14 protein-coding genes are annotated in these 18,118 nt (G+C 49.0%); 6 read left to right on the forward strand and 8 right to left on the reverse strand.

Annotated elements, in window-relative coordinates; genetic code table 11:
- Positions 1–183 precede the first annotated feature (183 nt).
- Entirely contained in the window at positions 184–2,247 is a 2,064-nt protein-coding gene (gene helD / locus T411_RS0109000) for a DNA helicase IV (RefSeq protein ID WP_001917927.1), read from the forward strand.
- Positions 2,248–2,302: 55 nt separating this feature from the next.
- Here helD and T411_RS0109005 read toward each other — a convergent pair whose 3' ends face one another.
- The 3 genes from T411_RS0109005 to T411_RS0109015 form a co-directional block, all read right to left on the reverse strand.
- The gene (locus T411_RS0109005) at positions 2,303–2,839 is read right to left on the reverse strand and encodes a cytochrome b/b6 domain-containing protein (protein ID WP_001118400.1); all 537 of its coding nucleotides are present in this window, start codon (positions 2,837–2,839) and stop codon (positions 2,303–2,305) included.
- On the reverse strand, positions 2,832–3,116 hold the full coding sequence (locus T411_RS0109010) for a PepSY domain-containing protein (RefSeq protein ID WP_000054773.1): 285 nt from the start codon (positions 3,114–3,116) through the stop codon (positions 2,832–2,834). The genes T411_RS0109005 and T411_RS0109010 overlap by 8 nt, the downstream gene beginning before the upstream one ends.
- 172 nt (positions 3,117–3,288) lie before the next feature.
- Complete coding sequence (locus tag T411_RS0109015) at positions 3,289–3,645, reverse strand: diacylglycerol kinase (RefSeq protein WP_000682922.1); 357 nt, start codon at positions 3,643–3,645, stop codon at positions 3,289–3,291.
- A 304-nt stretch (positions 3,646–3,949) separates the two neighbouring features.
- Here T411_RS0109015 and pncA point away from each other — a divergent pair, with 304 nt between their 5' ends.
- On the forward strand, positions 3,950–4,570 hold the full coding sequence (gene pncA, locus T411_RS0109020; protein WP_000030357.1) for a bifunctional nicotinamidase/pyrazinamidase: 621 nt from the start codon (positions 3,950–3,952) through the stop codon (positions 4,568–4,570).
- Positions 4,571–4,638: 68 nt separating this feature from the next.
- Here the strand turns inward: pncA and T411_RS0109025 are convergent, their stop codons facing one another.
- Positions 4,639–5,094 (reverse strand): methylglyoxal synthase, encoded by a 456-nt coding sequence (locus T411_RS0109025; RefSeq protein ID WP_000754102.1) that lies wholly within the window; start codon positions 5,092–5,094, stop codon positions 4,639–4,641.
- Positions 5,095–5,148: 54 nt separating this feature from the next.
- Positions 5,149–6,141, reverse strand: a complete 993-nt coding sequence (torT, locus tag T411_RS0109030) for a TMAO reductase system periplasmic protein TorT (RefSeq protein WP_001133209.1) — start codon at positions 6,139–6,141, stop codon at positions 5,149–5,151.
- Positions 6,142–6,228: 87 nt separating this feature from the next.
- Here torT and torS point away from each other — a divergent pair, with 87 nt between their 5' ends.
- The gene (gene torS, locus T411_RS0109035; protein WP_001234230.1) at positions 6,229–9,183 is read left to right on the forward strand and encodes a TMAO reductase system sensor histidine kinase/response regulator TorS; all 2,955 of its coding nucleotides are present in this window, start codon (positions 6,229–6,231) and stop codon (positions 9,181–9,183) included.
- A 118-nt stretch (positions 9,184–9,301) separates the two neighbouring features.
- Here the strand turns inward: torS and pyk are convergent, their stop codons facing one another.
- Both pyk and T411_RS0109045 read right to left on the reverse strand, forming a co-directional pair.
- Entirely contained in the window at positions 9,302–10,762 is a 1,461-nt protein-coding gene (gene pyk / locus T411_RS0109040) for a pyruvate kinase (protein WP_000335359.1), read from the reverse strand.
- 121 nt (positions 10,763–10,883) lie between these two features.
- Entirely contained in the window at positions 10,884–12,263 is a 1,380-nt protein-coding gene (locus tag T411_RS0109045) for an MFS transporter (protein WP_000931484.1), read from the reverse strand.
- Between the two features lie 276 nt (positions 12,264–12,539).
- Here T411_RS0109045 and T411_RS0109050 point away from each other — a divergent pair, with 276 nt between their 5' ends.
- The 3 genes from T411_RS0109050 to T411_RS0109060 are packed head-to-tail and all read left to right on the forward strand — an operon-like array spanning position 12,540 to position 17,435.
- Entirely contained in the window at positions 12,540–13,832 is a 1,293-nt protein-coding gene (locus T411_RS0109050) for an ABC transporter substrate-binding protein (protein ID WP_001138403.1), read from the forward strand.
- Entirely contained in the window at positions 13,829–16,198 is a 2,370-nt protein-coding gene (locus T411_RS0109055; RefSeq protein WP_000060357.1) for an ATP-binding protein, read from the forward strand. Before T411_RS0109050 ends, T411_RS0109055 begins: the two co-directional genes overlap by 4 nt.
- Positions 16,173–17,435, forward strand: coding sequence for a sigma-54-dependent transcriptional regulator (locus tag T411_RS0109060; protein ID WP_000843516.1), 1,263 nt, complete (start codon positions 16,173–16,175; stop codon positions 17,433–17,435). The genes T411_RS0109055 and T411_RS0109060 overlap by 26 nt, the downstream gene beginning before the upstream one ends.
- On the opposite strand, the gene T411_RS0109065 is transcribed toward T411_RS0109060, so the two are convergent.
- A complete protein-coding gene (locus T411_RS0109065; RefSeq protein WP_001912281.1) occupies positions 17,432–18,049 on the reverse strand; it encodes a lysoplasmalogenase in 618 nt (205 codons plus the stop codon). The genes T411_RS0109060 and T411_RS0109065 overlap by 4 nt on opposite strands.
- Positions 18,050–18,118 lie beyond the last annotated feature (69 nt).

Raw genomic sequence — 18,118 nt, forward strand, 5'->3', positions numbered from 1 at the left:
TCAGTGTAGAAAGGGCAAAGTCTAGCAGATTACACCAATAAGATTCTGATCAAGATAAAGAAAACCTCGGTTTGTTGCTTCTGCGCTATGCTCGTTAACCGTTAAGAATATTGACATTATCTTTTCATCGGCACCGGAGTTTGGGGTATGATTGCCGACAACTTTGTTAGTGGGCTTTTACCAATGCAGCTGAATGCGAATAAGACTGCACAATTTTTTATTGCCAATGAATATTACCAAGTCCAGCTTGAGAAAGAGTGGTTGGTGTTAACTTCGCTCAGTAGCGAAGAACGTATTCCCTTTCATGTCTGGAACGGTGAAGTGCAGATCCGCAGAGGCGTGTTTTGGGGAACGTTGCAGTTTTTTGCTCATCCCGAAGAGGGCGTGCAGCGCAGTTGGCTGGTACAAGGTCTTCCTTGGCCGGAGTGTCGCCATTTTGCGCACCAATTAGTGGCGCATTATCAAGCGTGGCACAATCGCCAATGTGAGCAATTAAGTCTCTATTTTCCGCGTTGGCAGCAAGAGTTGTCTCGTCTAAAGCGCCTGCCGTCTTTTCTATCCCACTCCTCCGTTGAAGCTTGGGTCGCGCAAGTGTATGCCGATTTAAAACTGATGGACATGACGCTGCATGAAGCGCAAAAACATCTTCCCACGGTTTTCGATACCTTACTGCCTTGGCTGCTCGATACCTCCGCGACGCTGTATGAGCGTAATAAAGCTTGGCTAGAGATAGAACGCGCGAACTGGACAGTCTTGTTTTCCCAGTGTGAATCGTCGCCGCTCAATGTCTCGCAGCAATACGCTGTGCTGCTGAATGACGATCATAACTTAGTGTTGGCGGGCGCAGGTTCAGGTAAAACCAGCGTACTGACTGCGCGCGTTTCCTATTTATTGCAGAGCCATTTGGCGAAACCAGAGCAAATTTTGTTGGTCGCTTTTGCACGCGATGCGGCACAAGAGATGGCCGAGCGCTTAAAAAACAAAATTGGTTTGGAAGCTGAGCGTTTGCACATCAATACCTTCCATCAGTTGGGTCTGCGCATTATCAACCGAGTGGAAGGCAAAACGGTGATCATGTCGCCACTCGCGAATGACAGCAAACTCAAGCAGGCTTGGTGTATTGATTGGTTAAAGCGCCACTGGATGACCCCGACCAATTTTAAACGCTGGCAAAAACATCTCGCCAAATGGCCGATTGCGTATCTGGCAGGGGATGATGAGCTGGGTAGCCACGTCGAAAACCCGAAATTGATCGCATGGCTCGAGAAGCAGCTCGATCAATTGGCACAAATGGGATTGAGTAAAAAAGAGCTGCAAGAGCGGCTGGTGGATCACGATGACTATCCACGCTTAAACAGCGAGCTTTCCTTATGCTGGCCGTGCTATCAAGCGTGGCAGCAGATGCTTAAAGATCAAAACCAAATTGATTTCAACATCATGATCACTAGAGCGACCGAGTATGTCGAAAAAGGCAAATTCCGCTCGCCGTGGAAATTTATCATGGTTGATGAGTATCAAGACATCTCGCCGCAGCGTTTACGCTTGCTACAAGCGCTGTGTGAGCAAAACCAAGGCCAGTGTAACCTGTTTGCGGTCGGTGATGATTGGCAATCCATCTACCAATTTGCGGGTTCCGATGTGGATTTGACCACCGGTTTTGCGTCGCGTTTTGCGCATTCGACGGTGCACCATCTCGATACTACTTATCGTTTTAATGATCAGATTGGTGCGGTCGCCAACCGCTTTATTCAGCAAAATCCGCATCAGTTACCCAAAACGCTCAATAGCTTTAAAACCCAGAAGCAAAAAGCGGTCATGCTGGCACCGAACCATTCGGTTGAAAAAATATTGGATGAAATCAATCGCTCCACCAATAAGCTGAAAACCGTGCTACTGCTTGGTCGTAATCACTACCATAAACCTGAATTACTGAAAGATTGGCAGAATCGCTATCTCTCTCTCAAGCTCGATTTTATGACTTGCCATGCCAGCAAAGGCAAAGAGGCGGATTATGTGATTATTTTGGCGGTCGATGAAGGCCAATTCCCCGCTCGCGTGAAAGCTTTGCATTTGGATGATGCGTTGAATCAAAGTGAGGATGATTTCCCGTATGCCGAAGAGCGGCGCTTATTCTATGTCGCGTTGACTCGTGCCAAAGAGAAAGTGTGGGTGACTTATAACGGCAACGGCTCCAGCTTTGTTCAAGAGCTGTTGAATGATGACTATCCGGTTGTTAAGCAAAAATAGAATTTGGAATAATTTTAAATGGAGAGAAAAGGCGAGCTAAGCTCGCCTTTTTCAATTAAGACTGTTCACTATTTTGTGAAGATGTTTTATGCCCGATCAGCATTCCATGCACATAAGGATGCCCAGTAAATTTAGACATAATAATGACCGCTGACACATGGACGGCAACGGCAGCCATGGTCAGATTAGCTAAGGTTTCATGCACCTCTTTAATCCAGTCTTCACCCCAAAACAGATCCCACTCACTCATCCAACCCGATAAACCGGTGGCGAGCAGTAAAAACCACATTGCCCAAATCATAATCGCACCAGCAGGGTTATGCCCAGTGTGATTATCTTGTTTGGTTCGCACCACTTCTTTAATGTGCTCAATGGCTTTGGGAATGGATGGCGTAAAAGCCGTTAGCCGAGCAGGGGAGTGAGTGATTCCCCCCCAGCCTAAACGCAGGATAATGGCTCCCATAACCACATAGCCAACCCATTCGTGTAAATCACTGCCCTCTTCAATTGCAAAAAAATTAGCCAAGAAAAGGGCGGCAACCAACCAATGCGTTACTCGAACAAAAAGATCCCATGTGTATGGTTTAGCCATCTTTTTCCTCTTTTACTTTCTCCATATTGGTTGGGTTGAAATAGATTTCGACTCGTTTACCCTCTTGGTCGTGACCATACAATTCATAGCAACTGGTTTTGGTGATTTTGAACACTTTAATCTTATAGCCCATATCTTCCACTTGTTGCTGAGCTTGTTCAAAAGGAATCCAACTGCTTTCGGGTTCTATTGTACAAGTCGGGTCAGCGAATGCTGCCGCAGAAACTAAGCCAAGAGAAGTAATAGCGAACAGACGAGAAATTTTGAGTAGTGACATAATGCGCTCCTTTACGTTATGCATTGATCTCATCCTACCGATTCAAGCTTAATGAATACTTAAGAGAATACTTAAGAGAATAGTTAGAGGAGGTTCAGAATTGAACTCAGTCAGCGTAGCGCAATAAAAAAGGTTTGCTTGAGCAAACCTTTAAATCAACATGAGGGAATATTTACAGTAGGATCCACGTCCAAGTAAACGCGGCAAAACAGAGCGAAACAAAAACCGCAGCAGAGCCAATATCTTTAGCTCGCCCGCTCAATTCGTGACGTTCAGCACCAATGCGATCCACCACAGCTTCAATCGCTGAGTTGAGTAATTCCGCAATCAAGATCAACACTAAACTGCCCACCATTAACACCTGTTCAATCGTGCTTACGGGCAGAAAAAAACTCAACGCGATCAAAGGGAGTGCTAAGGTAACTTCCTGACGAAACGCGGCTTCATTTTTCCATGCAGCGGCAAAGCCTTTCATCGAATATCCAGTGGCGTAAATAATGCGACTGAAGCCAGTACGAGAGTGTTTCATGTGGAGAACTCAGTTAGTCAGTGGAAATAAGCGCGTGATTATATACTCTTAACGGAAACATCGGCAGTGTTAATCGGCGTTAAGATAGCGATGAAATCGGTAATCTGTGCCCAAGCTCAAGTCGCAGCGCCAAGTCATTTGGGTATGGAGAAATGGGAAGATTTCCTTTTCACTCTGCAATGAGTTTTGTAAAGTGGCGGCCTATACCCTTCCTACTTAAAGCTGCAACGCTAAGTAGTTTGGGTAAAAACCAATAAGGTCCATTAAATATACATACCCCACTCCCGATAAAGGAAACGAGGCGATGAGCAAAGCACTTCTGTTAGTTGATGTCCAAAATGATTTTTCACCCAGCGGTGCGCTGCCTGTGCCGGATGGCGATGCGATCGTCCCTGTGATTAATCAATTGCTTCCGCTCTTTGAACATGTGATTGCCACCAAAGATTGGCACCCAGCCAAACACGCGAGTTTTGCGTCCGTGCAGGGGAAAACTCCGGGCGAAGTCATTGACCTTAATGGCATTCCACAAGTGATGTGGCCTGATCACTGCGTGCAAAATACCCATGGTGCAGAATTTATAGCTGGGTTAGATGTGCAGCGAATTACGCATATTGTCACCAAAGGCACCCATCTTGATGTGGACAGCTACAGTGGCTTTTTTGATAACCAACGTTTCCATGCTACCGGATTGGCCGAATACTTGAGTAATCAGGGAATTTCAGAGGTTTACATTGCAGGTTTGGCGACCGACTACTGTGTGAAATATACCGCGCTGGATGCGGTTTCCCTCTACTTTAAAACTTGGGTCATTCAGGATGCGTGTCGAGGTGTGGAGCTGAATGCGGGCGATTGCGCGACAGCGTGGCACGCGATGCAAACGGCGGGGTGTCAGTTGATCACTTCTCAGCAGTTGCTTGCCGGTTAATGCTTTACCTCAGGCTTTATAACCATGGCTATCTCAAGACATAGCCATGGTTGCGATTAGGCCAAGTGTTAGGTGCGTTCAGCGAGATAAGCTTGGTAATCCGGAATTTCAATTTGCACTTCCTGCTCCATCAAAGACGATGAAAATAAGAACTTGGCACTTGCGCGGTTGGTGGCGACGGGAATATTCCACACACTGGCGATACGCAGCAGCGCTTTCACATCCGGATCATGCGGAACGGCATTGAGTGGATCCCAAAAGAAAATCAGCACATCAATTTTGCCTTCAGAAATTAACGCGCCCAGTTGCTGATCACCGCCCATTGGGCCGCTGATCATACTTTTGATCGCCAGTCCCGTTTCTTTACTGAGCATATGCCCCGTGGTGCCAGTGGCATACAGGAAATGGCGTTGCAGTTTTTCCTTGTTCTCTGTTACCCAGCGCAGCAGTTCACCTTTGCAGTTATCGTGAGCCACAAGAGCAACGTGTTTGTGCGCTGCCATAGTGCGGGTGGTTTTTTTCATGGGTACATTTCCTAATGATTTTGGATGAGAGGTTTGATAACCAAATTTTCGAGTTTATTCAACCGCTTTTACTTGAAATACTGGCCTGTATTCGGACGGAGATAACGAATCTGCAATGATCTTTTTCTCTAGGTGCTTGGGGGTTAACGCTTCAATCTTAGGTGCTTGTTGTGTCGCGTACGGTTTGTTGCGTAAAAAAGCAGCGGCTTGGCGTACGGAAAGCCGACCTTGTTCGACCATTTGATCGGTTGGGGCAAACTCTACGCGCCCACGCAGTAATCCGCGATAAACGCCATGACTCAAATAGGTTGCGATAAGGCCGATTTGGTCACTTTTGTTGAGTGAACGCAATTCGCTGATCGCCGCTTCAATCGCCACCGCACTGCCAACCAAATAACGCACGTCCGGTTGCTCTAAGGCTTGCTGTATCAAATTGCGTTGCAGCTCTTTATCGTTGTCTGCCCACAAGATTTCTGTAATACGCACATCACTGTGACGAATCGCCTCTTCCAGCCCTTGTAAAACGGGCTTTGTTCCGCCACTCGAAGCGGGGCCGGGTAGCACCACAATCTTAATTTCGCCGCTACCTTTAGGGTGTTTACGCGCTAAATATTCCCCTGCGTAAAATCCCATCCAATACCAATCAACGCCCACTTCGCCTTTTAGATGCTCTTGCTGTTGCTCATTCAACCGCAACTGATTCACCGTCGCAAACACAGGAACGGAGCGGGTGTAGTGGGCTAAATCATCTTGGTACAGCTCGGGTGATACGGTGCCAAGCAAAATGGCGTCAGCTCCCCAACGTACGCACAGGGCAATTTGTTGCTGCTGTTTGTGGTGATTCGGGTAGCCACCCGCCTCCATAACGCGCAAGTTGAGGTTGAGCTTGCGTGCTTCCTCCACCATGCCGTAGTTGACCGACAGCCAGTAAGAATCTTTAAGATGAGGGTAAAGCGCACAGAGTTTTTCCGCGCCAGCCGCTGGCAGTGCAGAGAGCAGCAAAAGTGCAGAAATCAGTGAAAATGAGTGCAAACGCAGATTTGGCATGAGGTTATTCGTTGGCGAACCGGAGTAAACACTGCACAATATAGCCCAATCCGCCACGCAGAAGAAGTCAACAAGAAGGTTTTCCCCATGCGTCTCGCCAAAGCCAGTATTGGTCGCAAGCTCTTATTTTCTTTTAGCGCGATGGCGTTGCTCGTGCTTCTCTCGGCGCTGATCGGCGTTCTAGGTTTTTCTCTGGTTGCCAAAACCGAACGTGATGTGGTCAATAATGCCATTCCTTCGATGATCGAGGCGCGCCAAGTCGCTGAGCTCAGTCATCAAATCATTGCTTCTGTACAGACTCTTTCTAACGCCAAAAATGAGCAAGAACACCAAGCCGCTGGACAGAAGGTTTTCTCGCAATTAGAAACGTTGCTCACTCATATCCAGCAACTGGGAGAAGAGGCGTTTGATAGCGTGTTGCTGGATAGATTAGAGCAAGACGTACAGAACGTGATTGATACACTGGCGCAATTAGGACGGCGCGTTGAGCACCGACTCACCTTGGAGAGCCAATTGAGTACAAGCGTCAAAGAGATGCGCAAATTGGCACAAGAGCTGGAGCAGCTAACCCGCACCCAAGTGCTCAACACCAGCACGATTGCAATCGCCAATGTCACGCACATCTACGATTTATTGCAAAAGCAGCAGCAAGCGCAGGTTTATCAGGCGTTAGACAATCTGGTGGAAGTCGATTTGGATTTAGCGGAACGCTTACATGAGCTGCATCTGTTGGCGTTTAAAGTGCTCAATGAGATAGAAGAGACGCAAACCGTGACCGATTTAGAGCGGATTTTGGCGTTAGATAGCGAATTTGCCGCCAACTTGAGCATTATGCAGCGCCGTGTGCAAGCGGTGGAAGACCCAACGCGCTCCAAACAAATGGTGAGCTTGCTGAGAGGGTTGGAGAAGCGCCGAATCGTATTCGAACTATTGAAACAGCGCTACAGCAATGAACAAGTCGCGCAGCAATTACAGCACGATACCTTGACCCAATTTGCCAAGCTCAATAACACGGTCAATCAGCTGGTGGATGCGTCAAATCAAGTGACCACCGCAGCGGTGAGTAAACTCTCTAACACCCTCTATTACGCGCAATTGATCCTCACCGTGCTGGGTTTACTCGGCCTTGTGATTGTGGTGTGGATCGTGTGGAAGGTCGTTTATCGCTCGGTCATCCAGCGTCTCGATCAACACACCGCCGCGCTGATCTCGGTGGCAAAAGGGCAACTCGACGTCGACGTTTCAACTCAAGGAAATGATGAACTGGGTCAGATGGGGCAGGCGATTGCCCATGCGCGCGATACCGCCAAAGCGCTTAAAGTGGTGGCAGAGAGTGAAGTATTAGCCAAACGCGAGTTGCAACAGCACAAAGAACATTTGGAAGAGTTGGTTGAACAGCGTACATGTCAATTGAGCGAGATGAACCATAAGCTCAATCAAGAGGTGCTGAACCACGCCAAAGCGCGCCAGCAAGCGGAGCAGGCCAGCCGTGCCAAATCCGCTTTCTTGGCCACCATGAGCCATGAAATTCGCACTCCGATGAATGGGGTGTTAGGTACGGCGCGTCTACTGCAAGATACCACGCTGACTTCCACTCAGCAGCACTATGTACAAGTGATTAACCGCAGCGGACGGTCGCTGCTGGCGATCCTGAACGACGTGCTCGATTACTCCAAAATCGAAGCGGGGCATCTGGAAATCCATCACACTCATTTTGATTTGTATCGATTAGTGAGTGAAACCCATGAGCTGATGCAAAGCCGGGCGCGAGAAAAAGGCATCACCCTCACTTACCACATTGATGAGGATGTCACCCAATACTGGCAAGGGGATGAGATTCGTATCGGGCAAGTACTCAATAATTTGGTTGGCAACGGGATCAAGTTTACTGACCAGGGCGAAGTGCGTATTCGTATCCGCCTCGCCCCCGATGGGCAAGGCATTCGCTTTGCAGTAGAAGATTCGGGTATTGGGATTGCTGAGGAAGAGCAAGCGACCTTGTTTGATGCCTTTACCCAAGCTGACGCCGGACGGCGCAAGCTTGGAGGGACAGGTTTAGGTTTAGCGATCAGCCGTAAGTTGGTGCAGGCGATGGGGGGCGAGTTACAACTCGCTTCGCAGCTCGGTCAAGGCAGCTGTTTTTGGTTTACCTTGCCGCTACCAGTGGGAGAGCCAGTTGAAACGCCCGCCCTAGCCGTAGATGATGTGCCTGTGGCTAACGTGCTGCTGGTCGAAGATAACGAAGTCAACTGTTTGGTTGCGCAAGGTTTTTTAACCAGTCTGGGTCATCAAGTGACTCTCGCGAAAAGTGTGCAAGAGGCGAAACTCTGCTTTCAGCAGCAACGCTTTGATATTGCTCTGCTTGATATTCATCTGCCCGATGGCAATGGGGTGGATCTGCTGCGCGACCTGCGACAAATGGAAGACAGTATTCACAATGCGGTGATCCCATTTATTGCCGTTTCTGCCCACGTGTTTAATGAAGAAGTCGCCGGATATTTAGCAGCAGGATTTGATGGCTATCTGCCTAAACCGCTGGTCAAAGAACAATTAGCCGCCATGTTGCGTCAACAGTTAACGGCGAAGAGCGGAGATGATGCCGATATGCGCGATAAAGCAGAGAGCCATGATACAAGCAGCATCTTCGATAATGGCCAACCGCAGGGCGAGCCTTCGCCTGAAGCGCAAGCTGTGCGCAAAGAATGGGTCGCGGTAATGGATCACGCCAAATTTGAGCAGGATGTGCAGATCCTTGGTGTGGAGAAAATGCGTGAGATTGTTGGCTATTTTGAACAAGGGTGTGCTGAGTTTTTCGCTCTGTGTGAGGCAGAGCGTGATAACGATGCACAGATCAAAAGCCAAGCTCATAAATTGAAAGGTTCTGCTGGCGCATTGTGGCTAACGCAACTCTACCAACTGTGCCAGCAAATCGAGAAAGCCGATTCGCCTGCCGCTGCATATCAACAAACGCCTCTGGTTGATGCGGTAGAAAATGCCAAGCAGGCTTTGCGTAATGCATTGGATTTGCTGAGTAAAGAATAAAAAAGACCTGCGACAAGCGCAGGCCAAATCCCTATGTGTAGCATTTGGGAGAGTATAATTACAAAGTTTTGGGGGATATAAGTAACGCGAAACCCTACTTTCCGCGTTACTTATTGGGTTAGGCGAACAGGGCTTCCTGCTGCGCCAAATTCAGTAGTCGGCACACGTTGACGTGACCAACCCCTTCGACCGATTCCAGTTGAGTGACCAAAATCGAGGCGATTTTTTTCTCTTGTGCGGGTTTACGCAGCAAATGAATCAGCTGAGTCGCAATATCACCTTGCTTATCTAAATGTGGGAAATAGGTCGGTGTGACACCACGCAAAATAGCAAGCTTACGCAGTAGCGCAGGTTTATCAGACACCGCCCAAATGGTGGCTTGGCTTTGACAGCGTGACATCAAAAGCGGCGTTTCACCTTGCTCAGTCACAATCGCAACACCGAGATCTTTATTGACTTTGGATGCTGAAATCATCGATGACAGAGCAAAGCTTTTGCCCGCATCGCTGCACAGATGTTGTAGCGCATCCCAACAATTTTGCGCACAGTGAGTTTCGTGCTCAACCCCTTGGGCGATGCGCACCATGGCTAGCACTGTTTCCACAGGGTAGCGTCCCGCGGCCGATTCCGCAGAAAGCATGATCGCATCAGTACCATCAATCACCGCATTCGCGACATCCAAGACTTCTGCGCGTGTCGGCAGTGGGTTTTCGATCATCGATTCCATCATTTGCGTGGCGGTGATGACAGGTTTACCTAAGTGCTTAGCACGCGCGATCAGCGCTTTTTGTACGCTTGGCAAACGAGCATCACCAATTTCCACGCCCAAATCACCCCGCGCCACCATGATCACATCAGACGCGCGAATAACGCTGTCCATCGCTTCTTCACTGGCTACCACTTCTGCGCGCTCAACTTTGGCGACAATGTGCGCATGGCAGCCTGCTTGAGTGGCGAGTTGGCGCGCGTATTCAATATCTTCCGCATTGCGTGGGAAAGAGACGGCTAAGAAGTCGGCTTGCAGCTCCGCCGCAGTAATAATGTCGAGCTTGTCTTTTTCTGTGAGAGCCGGAGCGGAAAGACCGCCGCCAAGCAAGTTAATGCCTTTACGGTTGGACAGTTTGCCACTATTGAGTGCGATGGTGTGAACAAGGCGAGCTTGCATATCGACGGCCGTGACTTCCAGTTGAATGCGGCCATCATCGAGGAGCAGGATGTTGCCTACGTTTAGATCATCAATTAGTTCTGGGTAGTCTAAACCCACGCGCTCTTGCGTACCGGCTTGACCATCTAAATGGCCATCAAGAATAAATGTGTCGCCTGCAGAGAGTTGAATCGCGCCTTCTGCAAAGCAAGCGATACGAATTTTAGGGCCTTGTAGATCAACCAGTACGCCAACGCTCACATTGAGCTGCTGCGCGATCTCACGCACCATTTCCGCGCGAGCAATGTGTTCTTCAGCGCTGCCGTGAGAAAAGTTCAAGCGAACCACGTTCACGCCAGCTTGGATGAGTTGAGTCAAAGTTTCACGAGTTTGGCTAGCAGGGCCTAAAGTGGCCACAATTTTGGTTTTACACATGTTGTAATTCCTATAACGACGCTCAACAAGAAAATAAAAAAGAGAAAGTAAGCAGGAGCTAGGCTCCTTCTGGCATCGTCGTCCTACTTGGCACTACAGCGCCAAGTAGGACGGGTATCGATTAAGAAGCGGTTTGGGTTTTCAACGGCTTGCCTTCTGCTTCGTCGATATCGACGACTTTCTTGGCATTCCACACGGTTAGGGCGAGTAGTACTGAAACCACCCCAGCAGCCAACCAGAAGTACTGAGCGTTACCGAAGTCGTAATGTTTTACGCCTTCGACTTCAGTCACTGTGATCAGTGATGCAGAGATAAGTTCTTGAGCAGAAGCAGCGATGTAAGAACAGAGACCGATCAGGCCTTTCACGGCGCCGACTGCGTTTTTCGGCATTAGGTCACAAGCGATAAGGCCGGCAAGGAACACGACTAGACCACCGATCGAGAAGCCGATCATGCTCAGTGCTACAGCATCAACGATACGGTTATCTGGGCCGAAGAACATCAGACACATACCAGCGATGTTGGTCAATCCGTACAGCAGGTTAGGGATGTTACGGTTACCTTTGAACACTTTGTCAGACAAGATACCTGACAGAATCGCACCAGCCAGACCCGCAGTTGGGTACATGGACATGGCAAAACCAGCGTCAATCAGTGAGTAGCCTTTTTGCTCTTGCAGGAACAGCACTGCCCAAGAAGACATGGCGTAGCGAGAGATGTACATCGCCGCACAAGCCAGAGCGATAAGCCATACCACAGGTTGCTTCAGGATGAACATTTGCGCACGGCGTGTTTCTTTTGGATCGTTGGCTTTTTTGATTTCCGTGCCTTCCTCAAACGCTGTGCCTGGATCAGGCATACCATAAGTTTGTGGGCGGTCTTTCAGTAGCTTAAACATGATGAGAGAAGCCACGACACCCGCGATACCCGCACCGATGAAACCTGCACGCCAGCCAAAGTAGCTCACCAAGCTTGCGGTTAGGATCCAAGTGATACCTTCACCGATGTTACGTGAGCCGCCCCAGATGGAGTAACGGCTACCACGTTGCTTTGGAGAGAACCATTGGTAGATAGAGACGCAAGATGGTGCAGAACCGACCGACTGGAACCAACCGTTCAAGCCCCACAGCAGAACGAAGAAGAACGCGACCGTGTTCATCCCCATGAAGATCGAAGCAACGCCCGACAGCAGCAGCGAGAACGACATAAAGCGGCCAATGTTGGCGTAGTCAGATAGAAAGCCGTTCAGGAACTTACCAAAGGCATAAGTAAAGAAGAAGGCCGAACCCATGATGCCGAGTTCTTCGAGGGTGACGATGCCAGCATCCAGCATCGGTTTTTTCACTACGCCGAGCGCCATACGTACCACGTAGAACATGGCATAACCGAAAATCAGGCCAATAAAGACTTGCCATTGATAGCTTTTGTAGCGTTTTAACATTTCCGCTTTTGAGCTGCTGAGTAAAGGCAGATCGGGGCGGGTTTTAAAGAAATTAAGCATAAGAGCTCTCCCTAGTTCACGATTTCAAACGAGCTGTTTGTCGGGAGGCATCATTAGCCAAAGCCAGTTGTGGCTCAAAAACACCTTTTTGGGACAGAAATGACCCAAATGCGCGTTAGCTGTGAGTCAAAACTGGGAATTTTGCCCTCAGTGGATAAGCAATTGCTGATAAAATTAATGACAGAAAAGGTCAGAGTTGACCCAAATGCGTGGACGACTTTTTTTCAACAAATGACAGAGATTTGAGTGAACGCACAAAAACTAGGGATTTGCCTAATGCCGCGATGGATTTTTGCCTTTATTATGCCCTGCCTCTTACTGAGTTTGGGCGTATCCACTCAAGCTCAGGCTGCCGAGAGAGAGTTGGTGATCCTCACTACATTTTCACGTGAGCCCTTACTGCCTTTGGTGGAGGAGTTCAGTCGCCGTTATCAAGGCATTGAAGTGCAGATCATTCACCGCCGCGCGCAGTCGAGCGTGCAGCTGCTCAACAAAAGCTATATTCAGAATATTGATTTGGTGCTGAGTTCATCGCCATATTTGATGCAGAATTTGGCACAGAGCGGTAAGTTGGCCGCCTTACCAGAGCCGATGCAGACCCCAGAATGGTTGAAACCTTACGCACTGCCGATGACCGAACATGTGGCGACGATCGGTTATTCAGGGGCGGGATTAGTGTGGAATCAAGACTATCTCAAAACGCATCAATTGCCTGAGCCGAAGCAATTTAGCGATCTGGCGAAACCGGTCTATTTTGGGCATGTCACCATGAGTACACCAGCACGCTCTGGCACCACGCAGATGATGGTGGAAAGCATACTGGCCAAATATGGCTGGCAAAAAGGATGGGAGATCTTGCTGCGCGTCGGTGCCAATTTGGCGACGGCATCGGCCAGAAGTTTTGGCGTGAGTGACTATATCGCCAATGGTCAGTTTGCGGTGGGCCCGACCATTGACAGCTATGCCCTGATCCTTGGTCGTAAACTCGACTACGTACAGTTTGTTTACGATGAAAGTTTTACCTTGATGCCGACGTATGTTGCCCAAATTCGGCAAAATCACAACGATCAGTACGCTAAAGCATTTATCGAACTTCTGATGTCCAGCGCTGTACAAACTAACATGGAAGGCAACGATTTTGCCAAACACAGCGTGCAAGATCAGTCTCTAGTCAACGAGCGATTCACCCGTTTGCCCATGGGCAGCATTATTCGCCGCGAAGAGTGCCTGAACGATTTATTCGATTTGGCCATCACCAAGCAACTGCCGCAACTAAAAGATACGCTACTTGCGGTACTTGAAGCGAAGGCGCAGTTTGCACGTCGTCCTTCTGTATTGGCTAAAATTGAGCAGATTGAACGCACGGTTTTTACCATGCCGATTTCCGAGCAAGAGGTTGATGCTTTAGCCATACAAATCGCGCCAAACTCGGCGCTGAGTGAAGAGCAGCAAGCGGAATCTGCCATGCTGCTTGCAGAAAAGGGGCATGAATGGCAAATGCGTTTGGAAAAACAGCTTGAGCAAGCTAACCAAGAATTGAAAATCTTGCTGGCTGAGGAAGCGCAATGAGTTTGACCACTCGCCACACCATAGGCGCAAGACTGTTGCTGGCATTTGCGTTCAGCACTTCGCTTTTGACTATCGTGAGCTTAGTGGCTTGGGGTACATGGAGCCGACTGGATTATCAAGTGGCGGAACTGCTCAATCAAAGCGTACCCAAGTACAACACCAGCTATGTATTGGAAACCCGCAGTTCAGAGATTCGCAGACGAATTCAACTGATCGTCAGTGCAACCAGCAAAGTGACACTCAACCAGCAATATCAGCGTTTGCAAGAGGATTTCACCGCGATCCACGCAGCGTTGGCGAGTTTGCCACAAAATGAACAGCAAGCGGCGCTGCAACAAGGGTACACAGAGTTGCGGCAAACCACGCAACAGATTAACGATCTGGTTTCGGCTCGGATTGATGTCGACCGACGTTTAGCTCTGTTTGCGGAGCAGTTGGATTGGCTGCATCAAGATATTGGGATGGAGCTGTCGCCGATGCGCCAAGAGCTGCAGTGGCAATTAGAGCGAGGTGGCGCAGCCCAGCCACAAGCCCAAGTGATGTTTCAGACCATTAATCTTATTCAAACTATCTTAGATGGTGAAACCCAAGCCTTTTTGTTTGTGGATGAACTACTGAAAGCCAAGCATCTCACCCAAGTGGATAACGGCATGCGCGTTTTGCAGTATCGACTTGATGAATTGAGCCGATTAAGCCAACCGCTATTTACTCAGCCATCGTCGATTGCCTATCAACAACTGCTTGAAGAGTGGCGTAATGTGCTGCGTTTAGAGGGCGATTTTCAGCAAAGCCTGCGTGATAGGGTGGTGCTGACCCAAAAGTTAGAGAGCACGAGTGAACAACTGCAAATTCAGCTCGATCAACAGCATACGGCAATCGCAGATTTGGTGGCGAATGCGGATGCGCTGTTTGTACAAGTCAAAGGACAAACGGCTCAATTGGTGCAAGAAGGTAACCGAGTGCTGCTGATCTGCTTTGGGCTCTCCATCGGTTTGAGCTTGTTGCTGATGTATTACTTTGTGCATAAACGGATTGTCGGACGCTTACACCGCTTAAGTGAAAGCTTGGATGCGATTATTCATAACGATCTTTCTCACCCGATCACCGTGGATGGTAAAGACGAGATCGGGGCATTGAGTGAACAGCTCATCTTGTATGGCAAAAAAGTGGAAGAGATGGAACGCACTAACGCGTTGAGTCTCATCAATAACACGCAAGCGAGTCTGATCACCTGTGATCGGTATGGGCAAATTGAATCCGCCAACCCGAGTGCGATGGCCACGCTGCGTTTAGAATCTCTCGCGCAACCCTTGACGCTATGGAGCTGTTTTGCTAAACACGTACAACCTAAAGTCGGTCAATTATTTGATAAGAAAGGGAATTTAATTCAGAAAGGGGCGGAGAGTTTAACCTTATCACTCGGTAATCCAGAAAAGCCTCATTACTTGCGCCTCTATTTGCGCCGCTACAGCCAAGGCTTGCACGATAAAATCATTGTCACCATCACCGATGTGACCGACCAAGAACACGCCAATCGCTTGTTAGAGCAACGAGTCAAAGAGAAAACCCAATCACTGCGCGAGAAAAACCGTGAGTTACAAGCGGAGGTCGAAGAGCGCCAGCGCGCTGAAGCGCACTTGAAGAAAACACAAGGCGAGCTGATCCAAGCGGCGAAAATGGCGGTCGTTGGGCAGACCATGACCAGTCTTGCCCATGAGTTGAATCAGCCGTTGAGTGCGATGTCGGCTTATCTGTTTTCAGCTCGATTGGCATTAGAGGAGGCACCACAGGCTCAACTGGCAACATCGCTCGACCATATCGAAAATCTCACTGAGCGAATGGGTAAGATTGTGAACAGTCTGCGCCATTTCGCCCGCAAAAACAGCAGCGATGAATCGTTGCAGCCCGTGCGGCTCAACAGCGTTGTAGAACAAGCATTGGTATTGGTGCAAACCAAAGCGAAACGACAGCAGATCAAACTTATCAATACCTTACCCGATGATCTCATGGTAATGGCGGATGCATTGAGTTTAGAGCAGGTCTTAATCAATCTGATTGTGAATGGCTGTGATGCTTCAACAACCTTCGCGCAACCTTGGGTCAAGCTGATTGCGTTAGGCACAGAGCAAGGGATGCAGCGGATTGCGGTGATTGATAGTGGGCAGGGTTTTGAACACGAAGTCGTTGATAAATTATTTACCCCATTTACTACCACCAAAGAGGTGGGCTTGGGGCTTGGGCTGAGCATTTGCCAGTCATTAGTGGAAAAGATGCAAGGCCGGATTGCACTGGCCTCTAATTTGGAAAAAGGTGCAATGGTTATTTTGGAGTTACAGCAAGATGAAAAGTACCGTACTGCTGATTGATGACGATCAGGATGTGTTGGATTCCTACCTACATTTGATGTCGATTGCCGGATTAACCGCCAAAGCGGTGATCGATCCTACTCAAGCCATGAGCCACATCCAACCCGATTGGAATGGCGTCGTGCTGCTGGATATGTACATGCCTCAACTGCATGGCATGGAATTGCTCAAGCAGATCAAAGCCGTAGACGACAAAATTCCGGTCATCGTGATCACAGGACACGGTGATATCCCGATGGCGGTGGAAGCGGTCAAAATGGGCGCGTGTGATTTTCTCGAAAAACCGATCAATCCTCCGCAATTGCTCACGCTGATCAAGCAACATCTTGAGCTGCGTCGCTCGTTCATCGAGCAAAAGCTGCTGTTATCCCGTTCAGTCAAACGTGAATTAGTCGGAAAATCAGCACAAATGGAGCAAATTCGCTCTCATGTGGCGCAATATGCGCTGCTGAATCGCCATGTGGTGATAGTGGGGGAGTCGGGCTGTGGGCGGCACACCATCGCCTACCTTATCCATCAACTGACCACCAATAACGGTCACTTGCCCTGGGTTGAGTTAGTCGCTTCGGCCAAAACCGAGTGGAGTACCGTTGAACCTAAAGTGCAAGAGAGTGCGGGTGGAACCTTGTTGATTGACCATATTGAGTTGCTCAGCGAGGAAGTGCAGCGCAATGTGGTACAGAGTTTACTCAACCAAGAGCGACTCAATCGCCCCAGAACGCGAGTGATTGCGGTGATTGATCAGCCACCCGAGCAGTTAATTGCTCAAAACCAGCTTTTGCCAGAGCTTTACTATTTGCTCAATCAAGGGCAGATCGATGTGCCTTTGTTGCGTCAAAGACCCGATGACATTGCGGCGCTGTTTCACTACTTCCTAAAACAGAGCTGCTATAAGCTCGGCAAACCCATGCCCAATGTTGAGCCGCATTATCTTGCCTTGTTGCGCGCCCACCAATGGCCGGGGAATGTGCGCGAGCTGCGTAATGTGGCGGAGTTGTATGCGATTGGCATTGTAAAACTGGCGGGCAAAGAGCGTCTCTACAATCAAGAAGAGATGCTGTCGCCATTGGATGAGCTGGTGGACGATTACGAAAAGCAAGTGATTGAAGATGCGCTGTTTCTGTTTTCTGGCCGAGTAGCCGATGCCGCGAACTACCTACAAGTGCCGCGTAAAAAGCTCTATCTGAGAATGAAAAAGCATGGTTTAGAGAAAGATGCGTTTAAAGCCCGAGGTTAGGGGATGACGGACAAGGTTAGTAAAGCCTGCGCGCTGTAGTAACTAAACATCACCACATGTCGTGAAAACTGCGATGAAGAGCGAAATCGGTCAATGGCTAGCACCAAATCGGAAAGCATAAACATCGCCGCCCCCATGAGAGCAAGGCGTGAGGCATTGTTGTTATAACCTAGCCAGTACTCTGTGGCGGTGCACGCCATGAATACGATAACGGCAATGTAGCCCGCAACTGGAAAAGTCATTTTGCCAAGGTTGGGCAGTAGCAGTAAAAAAGCGATGACGCCCAGTGCTGACCAAATGGCGAGCGGCCACCAAGTAAAGGTGGTGATGGTGGTGCTAAAACCGAGCGTATAAGCGATGTGGGCCAGCAGAAAAGCCAGCAAACCAGAGACAAATTTATCCTTTGGATGCATCAGTAATATGTCGCCAAGCGCTGAGAGCAAAAGGCCTGCCACGATCCACCACGCAAAATCGGATAATGGGTTAGGGGTGATCACAATCGACAAGGCCATCAGCAGGATCGGGGTGGGCTTCGAGAGATAGAACATCCAACGTGGACCGCGATCAATCGTGATTAATTGAACAACACAAAGAGCAATAATCAACAGCCACATAACTCTATCCGCAATAACATCCGCAATAACATCCGCAATAACATCCGCAATAACATCCGCAATAACATC

Origin of the sequence: Vibrio cholerae ATCC 14035, assembly GCF_000621645.1 — a bacterium.
GTDB lineage: Bacteria > Pseudomonadota > Gammaproteobacteria > Enterobacterales > Vibrionaceae > Vibrio > Vibrio cholerae.